At 68.9% G+C, this 16,900-nt stretch carries 14 protein-coding genes and 1 pseudogene; 5 read left to right on the forward strand and 10 right to left on the reverse strand.

The window, feature by feature from the left end; translation table 11 throughout:
- Positions 1-8 precede the first annotated feature (8 nt).
- The 4 genes from pstA to A5678_RS21200 form a co-directional block, all read right to left on the reverse strand.
- A complete protein-coding gene (gene pstA, locus A5678_RS21185; RefSeq protein ID WP_068046386.1) occupies positions 9-830 on the reverse strand; it encodes a phosphate ABC transporter permease PstA in 822 nt (273 codons plus the stop codon).
- Positions 831-870: 40 nt separating this feature from the next.
- Positions 871-1,887, reverse strand: a complete 1,017-nt coding sequence (gene pstC, locus A5678_RS21190; protein WP_068046388.1) for a phosphate ABC transporter permease subunit PstC — start codon at positions 1,885-1,887, stop codon at positions 871-873.
- A 62-nt stretch (positions 1,888-1,949) separates the two neighbouring features.
- Positions 1,950-3,074: a phosphate ABC transporter substrate-binding protein PstS gene (gene pstS / locus A5678_RS21195; RefSeq protein ID WP_068046309.1), complete on the reverse strand. Its 1,125-nt coding sequence runs from the start codon at positions 3,072-3,074 to the stop codon at positions 1,950-1,952.
- 44 nt (positions 3,075-3,118) lie between these two features.
- Complete coding sequence (locus tag A5678_RS21200) at positions 3,119-3,967, reverse strand: ATP-binding cassette domain-containing protein (protein WP_156747017.1); 849 nt, start codon at positions 3,965-3,967, stop codon at positions 3,119-3,121.
- 240 nt (positions 3,968-4,207) lie between these two features.
- Here A5678_RS21200 and pstS (A5678_RS21205) point away from each other — a divergent pair, with 240 nt between their 5' ends.
- Entirely contained in the window at positions 4,208-5,299 is a 1,092-nt protein-coding gene (gene pstS, locus A5678_RS21205) for a phosphate ABC transporter substrate-binding protein PstS (RefSeq protein WP_068046313.1), read from the forward strand.
- A gap of 21 nt (positions 5,300-5,320) precedes the next feature.
- Positions 5,321-7,288, forward strand: coding sequence for a serine/threonine-protein kinase PknD (locus tag A5678_RS21210; RefSeq protein WP_068046317.1), 1,968 nt, complete (start codon positions 5,321-5,323; stop codon positions 7,286-7,288).
- Between the two features lie 2 nt (positions 7,289-7,290).
- Here A5678_RS21210 and A5678_RS21215 read toward each other — a convergent pair whose 3' ends face one another.
- Positions 7,291-8,484, reverse strand: coding sequence for a CoA transferase (locus A5678_RS21215; RefSeq protein ID WP_068046321.1), 1,194 nt, complete (start codon positions 8,482-8,484; stop codon positions 7,291-7,293).
- A 13-nt stretch (positions 8,485-8,497) separates the two neighbouring features.
- Positions 8,498-9,411, reverse strand: a pseudogene (locus A5678_RS21220) (class I SAM-dependent methyltransferase).
- Positions 9,412-9,576: 165 nt separating this feature from the next.
- On the opposite strand from A5678_RS21220, the gene A5678_RS21225 reads away from it, so the two are divergent.
- Complete coding sequence (locus A5678_RS21225; protein ID WP_068046322.1) at positions 9,577-10,236, forward strand: cation transporter; 660 nt, start codon at positions 9,577-9,579, stop codon at positions 10,234-10,236.
- Position 10,237: 1 nt separating this feature from the next.
- Here A5678_RS21225 and ctpC read toward each other — a convergent pair whose 3' ends face one another.
- The 4 genes from ctpC to A5678_RS21245 all read right to left on the reverse strand — a co-directional run bounded on the left by ctpC (position 10,238) and on the right by A5678_RS21245 (position 14,991).
- Positions 10,238-12,412: a manganese-exporting P-type ATPase CtpC gene (gene ctpC, locus A5678_RS21230; RefSeq protein WP_068046325.1), complete on the reverse strand. Its 2,175-nt coding sequence runs from the start codon at positions 12,410-12,412 to the stop codon at positions 10,238-10,240.
- A gap of 11 nt (positions 12,413-12,423) precedes the next feature.
- Positions 12,424-12,705 (reverse strand): DUF1490 family protein, encoded by a 282-nt coding sequence (locus tag A5678_RS21235; RefSeq protein WP_068046328.1) that lies wholly within the window; start codon positions 12,703-12,705, stop codon positions 12,424-12,426.
- A 109-nt stretch (positions 12,706-12,814) separates the two neighbouring features.
- On the reverse strand, positions 12,815-13,531 hold the full coding sequence (locus A5678_RS21240) for a TIGR03089 family protein (RefSeq protein WP_197502213.1): 717 nt from the start codon (positions 13,529-13,531) through the stop codon (positions 12,815-12,817).
- The gene (locus tag A5678_RS21245; protein ID WP_068046331.1) at positions 13,519-14,991 is read right to left on the reverse strand and encodes an LCP family protein; all 1,473 of its coding nucleotides are present in this window, start codon (positions 14,989-14,991) and stop codon (positions 13,519-13,521) included. The genes A5678_RS21240 and A5678_RS21245 overlap by 13 nt, the downstream gene beginning before the upstream one ends.
- 98 nt (positions 14,992-15,089) lie before the next feature.
- On the opposite strand from A5678_RS21245, the gene rfbD reads away from it, so the two are divergent.
- Together rfbD and A5678_RS21255 are read left to right on the forward strand one after the other, a co-directional pair.
- A complete protein-coding gene (gene rfbD, locus A5678_RS21250; RefSeq protein WP_068046332.1) occupies positions 15,090-16,007 on the forward strand; it encodes a dTDP-4-dehydrorhamnose reductase in 918 nt (305 codons plus the stop codon).
- Positions 16,000-16,899: a glycosyltransferase family 2 protein gene (locus A5678_RS21255; RefSeq protein WP_068046335.1), complete on the forward strand. Its 900-nt coding sequence runs from the start codon at positions 16,000-16,002 to the stop codon at positions 16,897-16,899. Before rfbD ends, A5678_RS21255 begins: the two co-directional genes overlap by 8 nt.
- The last annotated feature ends 1 nt before the right edge of the window (position 16,900 follow it).

Below are 16,900 nucleotides of genomic sequence, written 5' to 3' on the forward strand. Positions count from 1 at the left end.
CTCCTCGCTCACGCTTTCGTGTTCCGTTCTGCGCGCCAGGCGATCAACCGCCCCGTGACGATGAGCAGCAGCAGGAAAACGATCAGCAGCAGGGCCGCGTCATAAGACAGGTCCTGCGCCGTCTTCGACGGCAGGTTGTAGAACGTCCAAATCGGATAGGTCAGGTAACCGACCTGCGAGTGGGTGAGTTGTCCCGTCGGAAGGGAATTCGACCATCCCGCCGTGTACAGCATCGGCGCCGTCTCGCCGACCACCAGCGCGATCGCCAGCAGCATGCCGGTGACGATCCCTGGCACCGCCGTTTTCAGCACAATCTTGCGCAGCGTCCAGGTGACGGGAAGCCCCAGCGCCTCCGCGCCCTCCCGGTACGCGGTCGGCACCTGGCCCAGGGCGGACTCGGTGGCCTTCGCGATGTACGGGATGCTGAGAACCGACAGGGTCAACACCCCGGCCGCTAACGAGAACCCCCAGTCGAAGTTCACCACAAGCGCGAGATAGCCGACGTAGCCGAGCACGATGGAGGGGATACCGGACAGCACCTCGTAGGCGCCGCGCAAGATCGATCGCTTTCTGCCGGTTGCGAATTCGGATAGGTAAATCCCGGTCAACACGCTGACCATCCCGCCTACGAGCATGACCCCGAGACAAAGGACAACCGTCCCGACGATCGCGTTGCGCAGGCCACCGCCGTTGCCTTGCGTATCGTGCACCAGCACGCTGAAGTGAAACACCGGCAACGCGCGGGCGACGACTCCGACCAGCATCCACAACGTCGGGGCGATCACCGCCGCCAGGCAGCAGAAGCAAGCCGCCCAGAACAGCGCGTTCATGCCTTTGCGCCGAGCGCGTACCGACCGCAGTTGGCTCACGTCAAACCCCTCGTCCGACCGGCAGCGCTCGACCGGACGCCCGGCGCACCAGCGCGCGGGCGGCCACGTTGGTCAGCAAGGTGATCACCATCAGCACCAGGGAGACCTCGGCAAGTGTCTTGACCGCGAAGTTGGTGGAGTCCGTCATGGCCGAATCCAGTTGCGAGACAACGGTTGCTGCGATGGTGGTCATGGTCGAGTAGATGTTCCTGGGCATCGCGCCCAACTCCGCGCCGGACACCATCGCCACGGCCATCGTCTCCCCGAGCGCCCGCCCGAGTCCCAGGACCACGGAGCCGACGACGCCGCTGGACACCCACGGCAGGGTGACCCGGCGCGCGCACTCCCAGTCGGACATGCCAAGCGCGGTGGCGCCCTCGCGGGGCAGCGACGGAACTCCTCGGAACAGGTCGCGACAGGTGCTGGCGATGATGGGGATGATCATCACCGCCAGCACCAGACCGGAAACCAACATGCCCTCGCCGTTCCCGGTGTTGCCGCGGAAGTAGTTCAGCACCGGCACATCTGGTGCGTTGCGGGCGATCATTGGGGCGATGTGGTGGGCGATGAACGGGCCGAAGGTCATGGCGCCCCACAGGCCGACCACGACGCTCGGAATGCCGGCGAGCAATTCGAGCACCATGCCGACGGCCGCGGCCAGACGTTTCGGCAGTTTCTCCACGATCGCAAACGCCGCGCCGACGGACACCGGCACCGCGATGATCAACGCGATCCCCGAGCTCGCCAGCGTGCCGACGATGAGCGGCAATGCGCCGTATTCGACGCTGAGTGGATGCCAGACACCATGGGTGACAGCGTTTGTGCCGTACAGGTTTCCCGGGTTCCATTCCGTGCCGGTCAAGAAGTGCAGCCCGTTGACCCTGATCGCGCCCGCCGCCTCGAATACGAGCGTGGCCAACACGAACAACAGCGCGAGAAGCGGGATCACCGCACTTATCCCACCGGCCCACCGCACCGCAAGGCCGGCGCGGCTGACGGTACGGACGCGGCCCCGCATGCGCGCGAGGACGGCCGGGCGGCCGGGCGTCCGCGGGTGGACTGAGGCGGTCACGCGTCTACCTAGCCGGCGATCTGGGCGATCTGGGCGTCGGACAACTTCACCAGCGACGCCGGCAACGGCTGGAAGTGAACCGCATCCAGGAACGAGGGGCTGCTCCCGTCGGTGACCGCCCAGTGCAGGAAGGCCTGCAACGTCTGTGCCGTGGCGGCGTCCTTCTGGCTGTTGTAGACGACGGCGTACTCGTAGTAGACGATCGGGTAGCCGTCAGCGGCGGGGCCGTTGATCAGTGAGATCGCCTGGTCTGCCGGGGTCTGCGAGGCGAAGCCGTTGGCCTCGGCCACAACGGCTTGCGCGTCGGGCAGCAGGTACTTGCCGGAGGCGTTTCCCAATTCGGCTTCGCCCAGACCCTTCTGGCTGGCCTGGTCGAGGTAGCTGCTGCCGATGTAGGCCACGCAGCCCAGGGTGTCAGCGCAGCCGGTGACCATCCCGCCGGCGCCGTTCTCGCCGAGGGCGCCCGGCACCGCCGGGAAGTCGACGGTGGTGCCGAAGCCCGGCGACTTCCCCCAGCCGTCGGGGTCTTGCTTCGACAGGTACTGGGTGAACACGAAGGTATCGCCGGCCCCGTCGGAACGATGCAGCGGAACCACCGGGGTGGCCGGCAGGTTCACCCCGGGGTTGAGGGCGGCGATCTGCGGGTCGTTCCAGGTTTTGATCTTGCCCTGATACATGGCCCCCAGCACCTTGCCGTTCAGCTTGAGGTGCTCGGTGACGCCCGGCAGGTTGTAGTTGACCTGCTCGGCGGAAATGGCCAACGCGATGTTCATCAGCCCCTTGTGCGCGGCCATGTCACCTTTGGACAGGTAAGCGCCCGAGGCGCCGATGTCGACCGCGCGCGCAGCGGCCTGTGCGATACCCGCGCCCGAGCCGGTGGCACCTGTGGTGATCGTTACGTTGGGGTATTTCGAGTGAAAGGCCGAAACCCACTGATTCATCAGGGGATACAGCTCGGTGGCGCCGGTCTCCGTCAACGCCAAGTTGGTCGTCGCGGGCGTAGTCGCGGGGCTGCCGGTGGTAGCGCCTGGGCTCGGCTGACCGCCCGGTTTGTTCGAACCGCAGGCGGCCGCGATCAGGACCAGCGGCACGGTGGCGGAGAGAGCCAACATCATTTGCAGACGATTTTTCACGGTCCTTGCCCTTCTCTATCTTTTCGCGCCTCCCAGATGGCGCCCTAGGTGGCGCTGTCTGCGCCGACGACGACACCGAGGAGCCTGCGGTCGCCGAACAGTCCGGATACGTATCTGACGGTTTCCGCGTGCTTCGGTGACAGGAAGAGCTGTTCGGTGGGGCCCTCCTCGACCAGCCTGCCGCCGAAAAACAGGGCCGTCCGGTCACCGATCCGGGCGGCCTGGGCAAGGTCGTGGGTCACCATGACCACGGTCAGGCGGTCGGCGAGCGATCCGATGAGCTCTTCGATCTTCTCGGTCGTGGACGGGTCCAGTGAGGAGGTGGGCTCGTCGAGCAGCAGCACCTCGGGGTTCACCGCGAGCGCGCGGGCCAGGCACAACAACTGCTGCTGACCGCCGGAGAGGCGGAACGGCGAATCGCCGAGCCGATCCTTGACCGCGTTCCACAGGCCGACCTCATTGAGCCGTGCCTCGGCGACCGCACGAAATTCCTTGCGCGGCACGAGCTTGTGTGCTCGCACGCCGGCAAGCACGTTGTCGATGATCGACATCGGAAACGGATTGGGGCGCTGGAACAGCATCCCGACCCTGCGGCGAAACTCCATCAGGTCGCGGTCTTTGAAGATGCTGCGTCCGCCCAGCCGGACATCACCACTATGGCGGTAGCCGGCGACCTTGTCGTTCATCCGGTTCAGGGTGCGCAAGAAGGTCGTCTTGCCGGAGCCCGTGGGGCCCAGCAACGAGATGACCGCGCGCGGGGGAAAGGCCAGGCTCACGTCTTCGAGCACAGTGTTGGCGCCGAAGCCGAGGGTGAGGTTCACCGCCTCGATTACCGGAGCAGCTACATCGACATCCACGGCACCGGTTTCGGCGTCGATCTGTGCACGGTCCATCTACTGCCGATGCTACGTGCGTCTGCCCTCGCAGGGCTGGTCGCGGTTCATACTCTGTCAATCTTCCAAGGCGTTGCTCACCAACCGCTCAGCTCTGAGAATTTTGTACATCGACGTTTGTACATTCACATTTTGTTCACTCTCCAGTGACCGCCTACGCGTTGGGCGGGGGAGTGCGCTAGGCGGGCTGCTTCGGTGGCACAGTGGATATTGGCCACCTTGAATCTTCTGAGGAGTTTCGTGAGATTCAGCCGATCGGAAGCCCTGTTGAGCCTGCTGAGCGCCGGCGCGCTGGTTCTGTCGGGGTGCGGCGGCCATTCCGACACCGCGCAATCAACGGTGCAGTGTGGCGGGAAAAAAGTACTGCACGCCAGCGGTGCGACCGCGCAAGAGAATGCGATAGCGCAGTTCGTCTACGCCTATGTCCGCGCGTGCCCGGGTAACACGCTGGATTACAACGCGAACGGCTCCGGGAAAGGGGTTGAGGAGTTCGTCAGCAATGTGACGGACCTGGCGGGCTCCGGGGTGCCGTTGGACCCATCGAAAGGTGAGCCCGAGCGGGCTACGGCGCGGTGCGGCTCGCCTGCCTGGGACCTGCCGGCGGTGTTTGAACCGATCGCGGTCACCTACAACCTCAACGGCGTCAATCCGCTGAAACTTGACGCGACGACGCTGGCAAAGATTTTCAACGGCGGTATCACCAAATGGGATGACCCGGCGATCAAGGCGCTCAACGCGAGCATCAACCTGCCGTCCGTGCCCATTCACGTCATCTACCGCAGCGACAAGTCCGCGAACTCGGCCAACTTCCAGCAGTACCTGGATGCCGCGTCCAACGGCGCCTGGGGCAAGGGTGGCGGCGAGAAGTTCAACGGCGGCGTCGGTGACGGGGCCGCCGGGGATGAAGGCTCGTCGGGAGCACTGCAGAGCACCGATGGGGGGATCACCTACAACGAGTGGTCGTTCGCGGTGGGCAAGCAGTTGAGCATGGCCCAGATCATCACCTCGGCAGGTCCGGATCCGGTGTCGATCACCACCGATTCGGTGGGCAAGACGATTGCCGGGGCCACGTTCAAGGGCCAGGGCAACGACTTGGTGCTGGACACGTCGTCGTTCTACAAGCCGACGCAATCGGGGGCCTACCCGATCGTGGAGCCGACGTACGAGATCGTCTGCTCGAAATACCCGGATTCTGCGACCGGCCTGGCCGTAAAGGCGTTCATGCAGGCGGCCGTCGGTCCGGGCCAAGACGGGCTGGACCAGTACGGATCCATTCCGCTGCCGAAGTCGTTCCAATCCAAACTGGCGGCGGCGGTGGACGCCATCGCTTGATCAGCTGAAGGGAGCCCGACGGTGAGGCACAGCGAGCCGGATACGCGGGTGGGGTCGCGGTTTGGGCCCTACCGGCTGCTGCGGCTGCTGGGCCGCGGCGGGATGGGCGAGGTCTACGAGGCCGAGGACACCCGAAAACATCGGGTGGTGGCGTTGAAGCTCATCTCGGCGGAATTCTCCGGCGACCCGATATTTCGCGCGAGGATGCAGCGCGAGGCAGACGCGGCGGGGCGGCTGACCGAGCCCCATGTCGTGCCGATCCATGACTACGGCGAGATCGACGGCCTGCTGTATCTGGACATGCGCCTGATCGACGGAATCGACTTGTCCGCGCTGCTGAAGCATTCGGGGCCGTTGAGCGCCCCGCGGGCGGTGGCCATCGTGCGCCAGATCGCCGCGGCGCTGGACGCCGCCCACTCCACCGGCGTGACACACCGAGACGTCAAGCCGGAAAACATTCTCATCACGCGCGATGATTTCGCCTATCTGGTCGATTTCGGCATCGCTCGCGCCGCCGCCGACCCCTCGCTGACCCAGACCGGAATCGCGATGGGAAGTTACCACTACATGGCCCCTGAGCGGTTCACCGACCACGAGGTCACCTATCGCGCTGATATTTATTCGCTGACATGCGTGTTGACCGAGTGTTTGACCGGGTCGCCGCCGTATCGGACCACCAGCATCGAACGGGCGGTTGCCGCACATTTGACGGAGCCCGCCCCGCGGCCCAGCCAGCTGCGACCGGGAAGCGTCCCGGCGGCGCTCGACGAAGTGATCGCCAAAGGCATGGCGAAGAACCCCGCGGAGCGCTATCAATCCGCCGGTGAGCTTGCCGCCGCGGCCAACGACGCGCTGACCGTGACGGACCAGCACCAGGCCGCGTCAATTCTGCGGCACGGCGAACAGGCCACTCCTCGGGGCGACTGGGAGCCGTCGCCCGGCGGCGCCGAGACAATCGCTGCTCCCGCGGCTGGGTCCATGCCGGCGGCCGCCGGCGCGGGCAGTTGGCGCAATGGCCGGCCACCGCCGCCGTCGGGCGGCTCCGCCCCGCCACCGCTGTATGGCCGACCACCGCGGAGACCGGCGCCCGACTTCACGCACGGCGGGCCGTGGGGCCGGTCCGGAAAGCGGAAGTGGATCCTTGTCGGCGCCGCGGCGATCGTCGTGGTTGCCGCCGTCGTCGCCGGGCTTTTGGCATCCGGCCCGTCGCGGTCCCCGACGTCAGCGTCAGGACAATCCGTGCTGCCGTTCAATGGCATTGACTTCCGCCTGTCGCCGGGCGGCGTGGCGTTGGACAAGGCCGGCGACGTGTTCGTCACCAACCAGGGCATGTATGGGCGGGTCGTGGAGCTGGCGTCCGGTTCGACCACATCGACGGTGCTTCCGTTCACCGGCCTTTATCAGCCCCAGGGCCTGGCGGTGGACGAGGCGGGCACCTTGTACGTGGCCGATTTCAACAACAGGGTGGTGAAGCTGGCGGCGGGCTCGAACAACCAGGCCGTACTCCCGTTCACCGGCCTCAATTACCCCGAGGGTGTGGCGGTGGATACGCAGGGCAGCGTCTACGTCGCTGACCGGGGCGACAACAGGGTGGTGAAGCTGGCGGCCGGGTCGAGCACCCAAGAGGTGCTCCCGTTCACCGGCTTGAACAACCCCGATGGAGTCGCCGTGGACCCCGCCGGCAATGTCTACGTCGCCGATACCGACAGCAACCGGGTGCTGAAGTTGCCGGCCGGCGCGACCGCCCAGACCGTGCTGCCGTTCACCGGGGTGACCGTGCCGTGGGGTATCGCAGTCGACGCCGCGGGCGACGTGTATGTCACCGAACACGACAGCAACCAGGTGCTCAAGCTGGCTGCCGGGTCGAACAGCCCGACGGCGCTGAGGTTCACGGGCCTCAACACCCCGTTAGCGGTGGCGGCGGACAAGGACGGAAACGTCTACGTCGCCGACCGCGGCAATGACCGGGTGGTCAAACTCGCGCCGTGAGTTCAGGACGTCGTCTGGGGTGCGCCCAGATACTCGTCGTTGTGCTGCCCCGGCGCGGGCGGGGGATCGGTGACCGCCGCGTCGAAGCTCGCGTAGCGCGCCGGCATGCGCACCACCGTGACCGCGTCGTCGCCGCTGCCCACGCTCAGGGCGAGCTCGTTCTCGGCGAACAGCGGGGTGTCCACCACCTGCTTCCAGGTGTAGGCCAGGCAGGCCATCAGGCCGCCTTCTTGTAGCAGCTCAACCCATTCGGCCGCGGTCTTGCCGGCCAGCGCCGACTCGAGCTCCTCGGTCAATTCGGGGTAATTCATTGCGCGCGAACGCTGATCGATGAACCGCTCGTCGGTCAGCAGGTCCGGCCGGCCGATGATCTGACACAGCTTCGCCCAATGCTTGGGCACATACGCGCTGATCACCAGGTAGCCGTCGGCGGCCTTGAACGCGTCCGACGGCTGGGTGGCGAAGCCAACTCCCTTGCGCTTCTTGGGTTTTGATGCGGCGTCGGGCTTGGGCGCCTCGCTCGGCTTGTTCAGGTGGATCGTGAGCTGGCTGGCCTGCAAGTTGACCGCCACGTCGTACATGGCGACCCGCACCACGTCCACCACGCCATGACGCTCGCGGTTGAGCAGCGCGGCCAGCACCGCCTGGGCCAGCACGTGACCGCTGGCGGCGTCGACGAGCTGGAAGGGGATGATCTGCGGTTTGCCGGTCGGCGTCGGCATCCCGGTGGTCATGCCCGACTCGGCCGCGACCATCAGATCGACGCCCGGCCTGCTGCCGTGCGGGCCGTTGCCGCCGTAGGCCGACAGCCGCGCGTAGACGAGCCTGGCGTTGCGGGCGCGCAACTCGGCGGGGCCCAGGCCCATGCGTTCCATCACGCCGGGGCGGAACCCTTCCAGCACGACGTCGGCGCTGTCGACCAGCCGCAGGATCTGTTGCCTGGCCTCGTCGTCGGTGAGGTCTACCGCCACCGACTTCTTGCCCCGGTTGTGCGGCAGGAACAGCGTGGGCAGCGGCGGGCGCCCGGGCAGGACCGCGGTGATCTGCCGGGCAGCCTCACCCAGGGGCGCCTCGACCTTGATCACCTCGGCGCCCAGGTCGGCCAGCACCTGCCCGGCCAGCGGCCCGGCGATGTTCTGGGTGAAATCGAGTACCCGGAACCCGTCAAGTGGCTTGGGGGGCGTGCTGTCTGCCATGGGTGGCCTTCCGTCAACGGGCCGTGTGCAACTCCGCGATGCAGTAGTAGTTCTCGGCGAACGGCGCACCGGGTTCGGTGCGCTGCAAAGGTAACCCGTTGTCGGCCAACAACTGATTCAGGGGTGTGCGAACCGGGCGCCAGCCCTTCCGCTGCAGATACGTCGCCGCGTCGTTGCGCTCGCCGGGGAAGCCCAGGTCGCCCAGCGCGATGTCGAGGCCGTTCTCCCGCCACTTCTCGCTGCGGCGTTCAGAGCGTCCCCACTGTCGCCGGAGTTGATGAAGACCTCGGCCACCAGCCGGCTCCCGTCGGCGCTGAGCGCGGTGATGTCGTTGAGCAACCGGTCCTGCGCCTCGGGCGGCAGGAAGCCGAGCAGGCCCTCGGCGGCCCAGGCGGCCGGGCGCCCGGTGTCGAAGCCGGCCCCGCGCAGCGCCGACGGCCAGTCGTGGCGCAGGTCGATCGGGACGGCCCGAACCTCGGCGGTGGGCGTTGCGCCGAGCTCGGCCATGGTTGCCGACTTGAATTCGATGACTTGCGGCTGGTCGATCTCGAACACCGTGGTCCCCGCCGCCCAGGGCAGCCGGTAGGCGCGGGCGTCCAGGCCGGAGGCCAGGATGACGACCTGGCGGATTCCGGCGGCGCCCGCCTCGGCGAAGAACGCGTCGATGTAGCGCGTGCGTGCGGCCAGCATGTCGGTCATGCGTTGCATGCCCCACGGGGCCCCGGGCTCGTCGACGTCGGCCGAACTCAATTCGCCGGCGGCCCATCGCGTCATGAAGTCGACGCCGACGGCGCGCACCAGCGGCTCGGCGAACGGGTCGTCGATCAGCGCGTCGCGGGTGGCCCGGGCCCGTCCGGCCGCCACCATGGTGGCGGTGGCCCCCACGCTCGTGGCCAGGTCCCAGCTGTCGTTGTCGGTGCGCGTCATCGGCAGTGCCCTTTCGGTCTAGTCGTTAACCAGGGTAACGATGGCGTCGCAAGACCGCCCGGGACTGGCGCTCGAGCGGGTGCTGGCCGGTCGGGTTTGACACGGTTGTGTCACCAGCGGGTGTCTGGGCGCGCGAGCGTGCGCCATCGCCGCTAGCCTCGCGCAATGACCACTTCGTCTGTCATCGCCGATGCATGCACCCTCGCGGCGACGCGGGACGCCGGTTGGCGGCGCGACGCCGAGTGGGCGCGACGGTTGGCGTGGGTCAGCCTGGCCGCAGTGCTCGTCGAGGGCGGCATCGGCCTCTGGCAGGGGTTGGCGCTCGGTTCCGTGGCGCTGACCGGGTGGGCCCTGGGCGGGGTGTCCGAGGCGCTGGCCAGCGCGATGGTGGTGTGGCGGTTCAGCGGGGCGCGGACCTTCGCCGCGCAAGCCGAGCGGCGCGCGCAACGCGGTGTCGCGGTGTCGTTCTGGCTGACCGCCCCCTACATCGCCGCCGAATCCATTCGCGAGCTGACCGGTGAGCGCCACGCCGAGGCCTCGCTGATCGGCATCGCGCTGACGGCCACCGGACTGCTGCTGATGCCGATACTCGGCCGGGCCAACCGCCGGCTCGGCCTGCGGCTGGACTCGGGAGCCACCGAGGCCGAGGGCATGCAGAACTATCTGTGCGCCGCCCAGGCGGCCGGGGTGCTGGCGGGGCTCGCCGCGACGGCGTCGTGGTCCGGCGGATGGTGGATCGACCCGGCGGTCGGCCTCGGGATCGCCGGTGTGGCGGCCTGGCAGGGCGTCCGCGCCTGGCGCGGCCACGACTGCGGCTGCTGCTGAGTCAGTCCAGCCGGTAGCGGATCAGCCGGGAACTATTGGCCACCACCGCGACTGACGACGCGTTGTGCAGGATTGCGGCCAGCACGGGGGACAGGGCCCCGCCGGCGCCGATGATCAGCCCGGCGGCGTTGACCGCGATGGACATGCCGTAGTTCTCCCGGATGACGTCGACGGCCCGGGCGCCCAGGTCCCGCACGTCGAGCAGGCGATGCAGGTCGTCGTTGGCCAGCGCCACGTCGGCGGTCTCGACGGCCACGTCTGTGCCGGCCAGACCCATGGCGATCCCGATGTCTGCGGCCGCGAGCGCGGGAGCGTCGTTGATGCCGTCGCCCACCATGCCGACCACGTAGCCCTCGTCCTGCAGCCCGCGCACCACCTCGAGCTTGTCCTCCGGCATCACCTCGGCGCGCCACTCGTCGATCCCAAGTTCCTCGGCGACCACCTGAGCGATGTCCGGATGGTCGCCGGTGAGCATGACGATGCGGCGGATCCCGTTGTCGCGCAACTCCTTCAACACCTCGACCGCCTCCGTCCGCACCTCGTCGCGCAGGCTGATCAGCCCCACCAGCTTGCCGTCGACCGCGAGCAACAGCGGGGTCTCGGCCTGGCGGCGCAGCCTATCCACCCACTCCGACGCCTTCTTCGACACCCGCACCTTCTCGGCGCGCAGTAGCCCGGGGCTGCCGAGCAGCAGGGTGCGGCCGTCGGCCCAGGTGCGCATGCCCAGGCCCACCAGGACCTCGCACTCCTCGTGCGGCGGGATGGTGATCTGGCGCTCCTCGGTCGAGCGGATCACCGCCTCGGCCAGCGGATGGCGGGAATGGATCTCCGAGCTGGCCGCGTAGGCCAGCACCTGCTCGGGCTCCCAATCCTTGTGCAGGGCAATGATATTGGTGACCACCGGGCGGCCGACGGTCAGCGTTCCGGTCTTGTCGAACACGATCGCGTCCACCCGGCCGGCCTGTTCGAGGTGCGAGCCGCCCTTGATCAGGATGCCGCGCCGCGCGCCGTTGCCGATCGCGGCGCTGATCGCGGTCGGCGTGGACAGGCCCACCGCGCACGGGCACGCGATCAACAGCATCGTCATCGCGCGGCGCACATCGCCGGTGACCGCCAGGGTGAGAGCCGACACGATGAACGAGGTGGGAACGAAACGGCGGGAGAAGTTTTCGCCCACGGTCTGGATGGGCGCCCGGTCGTGTTGGGCCTCCTCGACCCGGGTGATGATGCGCCCGATCGCGGTCTGGTTGCCGACGGCCTGCGCGCGCACCACCAGGCGCCCGCGCACCACGACCGACCCGGCGTGTACGTGCGCGCCCACCATGACGCTGACGGGCAGGTTCTCGCCGGTGATCGCGGACTGGTTGACGATCGCCTCGCCGTCGACCACCTCGCCGTCCACCGGGATCGCGACGTGGTCGTGGATGATCACGTCGTCGCCGATCTGGACGCCGTCGATGGGTACCTGTACCTCCGTGCCGTCGGCCAGCAGAACCCACGCCGTGTCCTGGCTGCCGCGCAGCAGCTCGGAGATGGCCCGGCGGGTCCGGCGCAGCGTGAGGTCTTGCAGGTACTCACCGATGTTGAGCAGCCACAGCACCGTCAGCGCCACCACGTTCTCGCGCAACACCAGGCTCGCCACCGTCGCCGCCGACACCAGGGCGTCGGTGCCGGCCCGGCCGGAGCGCAACGAGCGCAGCGCGCCGCGCAGGAACGGGTAGCCGGTGAAGATGGTGACGCCGGTGGCCAGAACCCGGCCGTTCGGGCCGAGCAGTGGCGGCCGGGCGAACACGTAGCGGCGCACGCCGAGCAGCGCCAGCGCCGCACCGCCGACGACCATTCGCAACACGTCGGTGTTGCGGATCTCCTCCGAATGCGGCGCGCGCGCCGGGATCAGCTCGGCGGCGACGTGCGCGGCGGAGCCGATCGCGGCCAGCACCGCGGCGCGGTCACAGCGCCGGGGCGAATACCAGACGACGACGGATCCCGTGCGCGGGTAGGCGTGCACCACGCGCACGCCGTCCTCCTTGGCGACGGCCTCCTCGACCGCCACCGCGCGCCGGGAGTCGCACCGCAGCCAGTCGACGGAAACGCGCATGCGCCCCGCGGCATCCGAAATGACCTGCAGCGCGGGGTCTTCCGGGCGGACCGGCTCGAGGGCGGTGGCGAGCGCCATCTGCGCGGGGATCAGTGGTCGTGCTGGTGGGCGTCGGCGACCGAAGGCGTGGGCGCTTCCTCGCCGATGCGTTCGCGCGCTTCGGCCATGACGTCGGAGACCTTGAGCCTGGCGGACTCGGCGGCCTCCTCGGCCTTGCGCGTGCCGCGCAGGCCGAGCTCCGCTGCCGACACGGCGGTTTGGTGCAGCGGCGCCTTCTTCGCGGCCCTGCGCAGCAGGTCGTAGGCCGCCGCCCCGACCACCCCGTGCACCACCACGGTGCCCGCCTTTGCCAACAGTCCGTACGCTGCCATTGCTCTGAACCTTCCCGTTGTCATCGACCGTTGCCTCGACGTTAACATCGCAATATTGCGATATCAACATGTATTGGGGAGCGCGCCGGGCGCCGCGCACATGCCCGCCTCAGAGCACCCGGGTGACCTTTTCGGTCTCGATCCTGCGCGGAAGCGCCGACGGGTCGGGGTTGGCCACCTGCACCAGCGACCCGCCGACGGCCAGGATCGCCAGCAGGCCGTCCACCAGCTCGCCGGGTTCCGACCACGCGGCGGTGGACAGCACGCGATCGGTGGCCGTCAATTCCCTTGCGGCGGCTGAGCTTTGGCAATCGGCGAGGACCTCGTCGACCGACCGGCCGGCGAGTGCCGGGCCGGGACGGGGTTCGGCGACGATCTGGTCGCCGTGCACCCGCACGGCGGTGGCGTAGTCGGTGACGCCGACCGGCAGGTCGGGGGCCGGGCGGCCGAACGGATCCAGCGACAGCACCGCCACCTCACGGGCGTCGGTCTCGTCCGCCTCGTCCAGCCGTTCGGCGGTGCACAACGCTACGTCGGCGGGGTCCGATGCGAGCACGGCCTCGGCGCCGATCCACCACACCCCGAACAGCACGGCCGCGGTCTGCCAGTGCGCCGGCAGCAGGATCGCGACCCGGCTGCCCGGTCCGGCGCCGAACTCGTCGCGTAACAGGTTGCCGGTCTTGGCCGCCCAGTTGGCCAGGGTCGCCGCCGACAACTCGATGCGCTCGCCGGTCGCGTCGTCGTAGTAGGTGATGCGCGGGCCGACCGGGTCGGTCCGCAGCATCGGGTCGAGGATGGCGCCGGTGAGCGTGCTCAGTTGATGCACTCGGGCTTGTCGGAACCGGCGGTCAGGATCGGCGAGGGCGCCGGGACGTTCGGATCGGGCGCGACCGCACCGACGTTGGACACCCGGGCGGGCATCACCGACGCGGTGCCGGAAAGCCCGGAGCCGGGGCCGCTGTAGTCGTTGCCCAGCACCACCCGGACCGAGCCCGCCGCGACGGACGGATCGGCGACCACCGGCAGTCCGCCCAGCTCCTTGGCCACCTCCTGGGCTCCCAGGTCGTCGCTCTTGGCGGCCCGCACCTGGCTGGCCTTGACATGGTCGCCGTCGTTGTTGCCGACAGTGCCTGCACCAAATCCCTTGGCGGTCAACACCTGTGAGACCGCGGATGCCAGCCCGTTGATGTCGGTGTCGTTGAGCACGCTGGCGGTGGTCTTCGCCGGGGTGTAGGCGATCTCCTCGGTCTTGCCCTGCTCCTGGTCGTGCAGCAGGCCGCTGACCCAGTCGGCGACCTGGTGCGGGTCCACCCGCACCACGCTCTGCATGCCGTCGTCGCTCCAGCCGGCCCCGTCCAGGACCGGGATGGTGGCGAACGCGACGTTGCCGCCGGCGAGCTTCTGCATCTGCTGGACGAAATCCATTACGTCCCAACCCTGCGAGATCACCACCGAGCGCTGCACGGCGGCCTCCAGCCGTCGCACCGTGGCGGGGCTGGACAGCGTCTTGCCGGAGATGACCCGGTGGGCCAACGAGGCCATCACCACTTGCTGACGCACCACCCGGTCGAGGTCGCCGCGGGGCAGCTCGTGGCGCTGCCGGACGAAGCTGAGCGCCTCCGGCCCGTCCAGCCGTTGCGGGCCGGCCGGAAAGTCGGCACCCGAAAGCGGTTCGAACACCGGCTCTTTCAGGCAGACGTCCACGCCGCCGAGCGCGTCGGTGATCAACGAGAAACCGAGCAGCCCGATCTCGGCGTAGTGGTCGACGGTGACGCCGGTGAGGTCGGCGACGGTTTTGATCAGGGCCTCGCGCCCGGCCTCGGTGCCCTGCGCCGCGGCGTCCTCGGCCGAATCGCCGGCCTTGACCAGGCTGGTGCGCTTGGCCTCGCGGGTCTGGCCGTAGACGCCGTTGATCTTCGTCTTGCCCAGGCCGGGGGCCGCGACGTAGGAGTCGCGGGGGATCGAGATGGCGGTCGCCGACTTCCCGTTGTTGGGGATCCGGATCAGGATGATGGTGTCGGTGTTGGTCGCCTCCTCGTCGCCGGCGCGTAGCGTGGCCAGCTCCTCTTGAGACAAGGGGTTGCCGTGCGCGTCGGTGCGGCTGTCGAGGCCCACCAGCAGGATGTCGATCGCGCCGTCGTCGCCGCCCTTGCCGAGCGAGGGTGCGGACATGTGGAAGATGCCGTCCTCGAAGGACCGGACGTTGCTCCACGCGAGCCCGGTGCCGAGGACAACCGCAAGCGCGAGCGCGGTGGCAATCACACGAACCACACGTTGCACAGGCATCCCACTAGGTTACTTGTGGCACACCCGCTTCGCGGGTAGCGAACCCCCGCGCGCCCCGGCGTTCGCCCGGCCTTTCCCGGACATGCCAGACTCAGACCATGTCGAGCAGGATCGTGATCGCCGGCGCCGGGGGGCAGCTGGGCAGCTATTTGCGCTCGCTGGCGGCCAGTCAGGGCCGTGACGTGCTGGCGCTGACGTCGTCGGAGTGGGACATCACCGACCCCGCCGCCGCCGAACGGATCATCGAGCCCGGTGACGTGGTGATCAATTGCGCGGCGTTCACCGACGTCGACGGCGCCGAGAGCGACGAGTCCGGCGCCTACGCCGTCAACGCCACCGGCCCAGAGAACATCGCCCGGGCCTGCGCGCGCGCCGGCGCCCGGTTTATCCACGTCTCCACCGACTACGTCTTCGGCGGGGACCCGGACGGCGCTGACCCGCGTCCCTACGAGCCCAGCGATCGAACCGCCCCGGCGGGCGTGTACGGGCGCAGCAAGCATGCCGGGGAAGAGGCCGTGCTGGCGGCGCTGCCCGAAGCCGTTATCGTCCGGACCGCCTGGGTGTACACCGGCGGTGACGGCAAGGACTTCGTCGCCGTCATGCGCCGGCTGGCCGCGGGGGACGGCCCCGTGAACGTCGTCGACGACCAGTTCGGGTCACCGACTTATGTGGGCGACCTGGCGGAGGCGCTGCTGCAGATCGCCGACGACCACGTGCCCGGGCCGATCCTGCACGCCGCCAACGAGGGCGCGGTGTCCCGCTACGAGCAGACCCGCGCGATCTTCGAAGAATGTGGCGCCGACCCGGCGCGGGTGCGTCCGGTCAGCACCGCGGAATTTCCCCGCCCGGCGCCGCGCCCGAGCTACTCCGCGCTGTCGGGCCGCCAGTCCGCCGCGGCGGGCCTGCGGCCGTTAAGGCCCTGGCGCGCGGCGCTTGTCGCGGCGCTCGCCGCCGCGAAGAGCAACGCGGCTACCGACGTCGCCGCCGATCGACCGTTACCCTCTACGCGTGACTGACGTCCTGCCGGTCGTGACGGTGACCTACTCACCGGGCCCACACCTCGAGCGCTTCCTGGCCTCGCTGTCGCTGGCGACCGAGCGGCCGGTGTGCGTGCTGATGGCCGACAACGGCTCCACCGACGGAACCCCGCAGGCGGCCGTCGAGCGCTACCCGAACGTGCGGTTGTTCCACACCGGGGCCAACCTCGGATATGGCACCGCGATCAACAGGGCGGTCGCGCAGCTCGCCGAGACACCGGACGTCGACGACGACTGGGTGATCGTGGCCAACCCGGACGTGCAGTGGGGCCCGGGCAGCATCGACGCCCTGCTGGACGCCGCCACCCGCTGGCCGCGCGCCGGCGCCCTGGGCCCGCTCATCCGCGACCCCGACGGCTCGGTATACCCGTCGGCGCGCCACCTGCCCAGCCTCATCCGCGGCGGCATGCACGCGGTCGTCGGCCCGATCTGGAAGCGCAACCCGTGGACGGCGGCGTACCGGCAGGAGCGGCTGGAGCCCACCGAGCGCACCGTGGGCTGGCTGTCGGGGTCGTGCCTGCTGGTCCGCCGGTCCGCCTTCGGCCAGATCGGCGGGTTCGACGAGCGCTACTTCATGTATATGGAAGACGTCGACCTCGGGGACCGGCTCGGCCGGGCCGGCTGGCTGAACGTCTACGTGCCGTCGGCCGAGGTGCTGCACCACAAGGGCCACTCCACCGGGGACGACCCGGGGAGCCACCTGGCGGCACATCACAAGAGCACCTACATGTTCCTGGCCGACCGGCATGCGGGATGGCGGCGCGCGCCGCTGCGCTGGACGTTGCGGGCATCACTGGCGCTGCGGTCCCGGCTGATGGTGCGCGGCGCCTTGCGCAGTCGTAGACGGAACCTGGCCGAAGGGCGGCGCTGAG

The organism is Mycobacterium sp. E2733 (assembly GCF_001667585.1).
In the GTDB taxonomy this organism is placed as follows: Bacteria; Actinomycetota; Actinomycetes; order Mycobacteriales; family Mycobacteriaceae; genus Mycobacterium.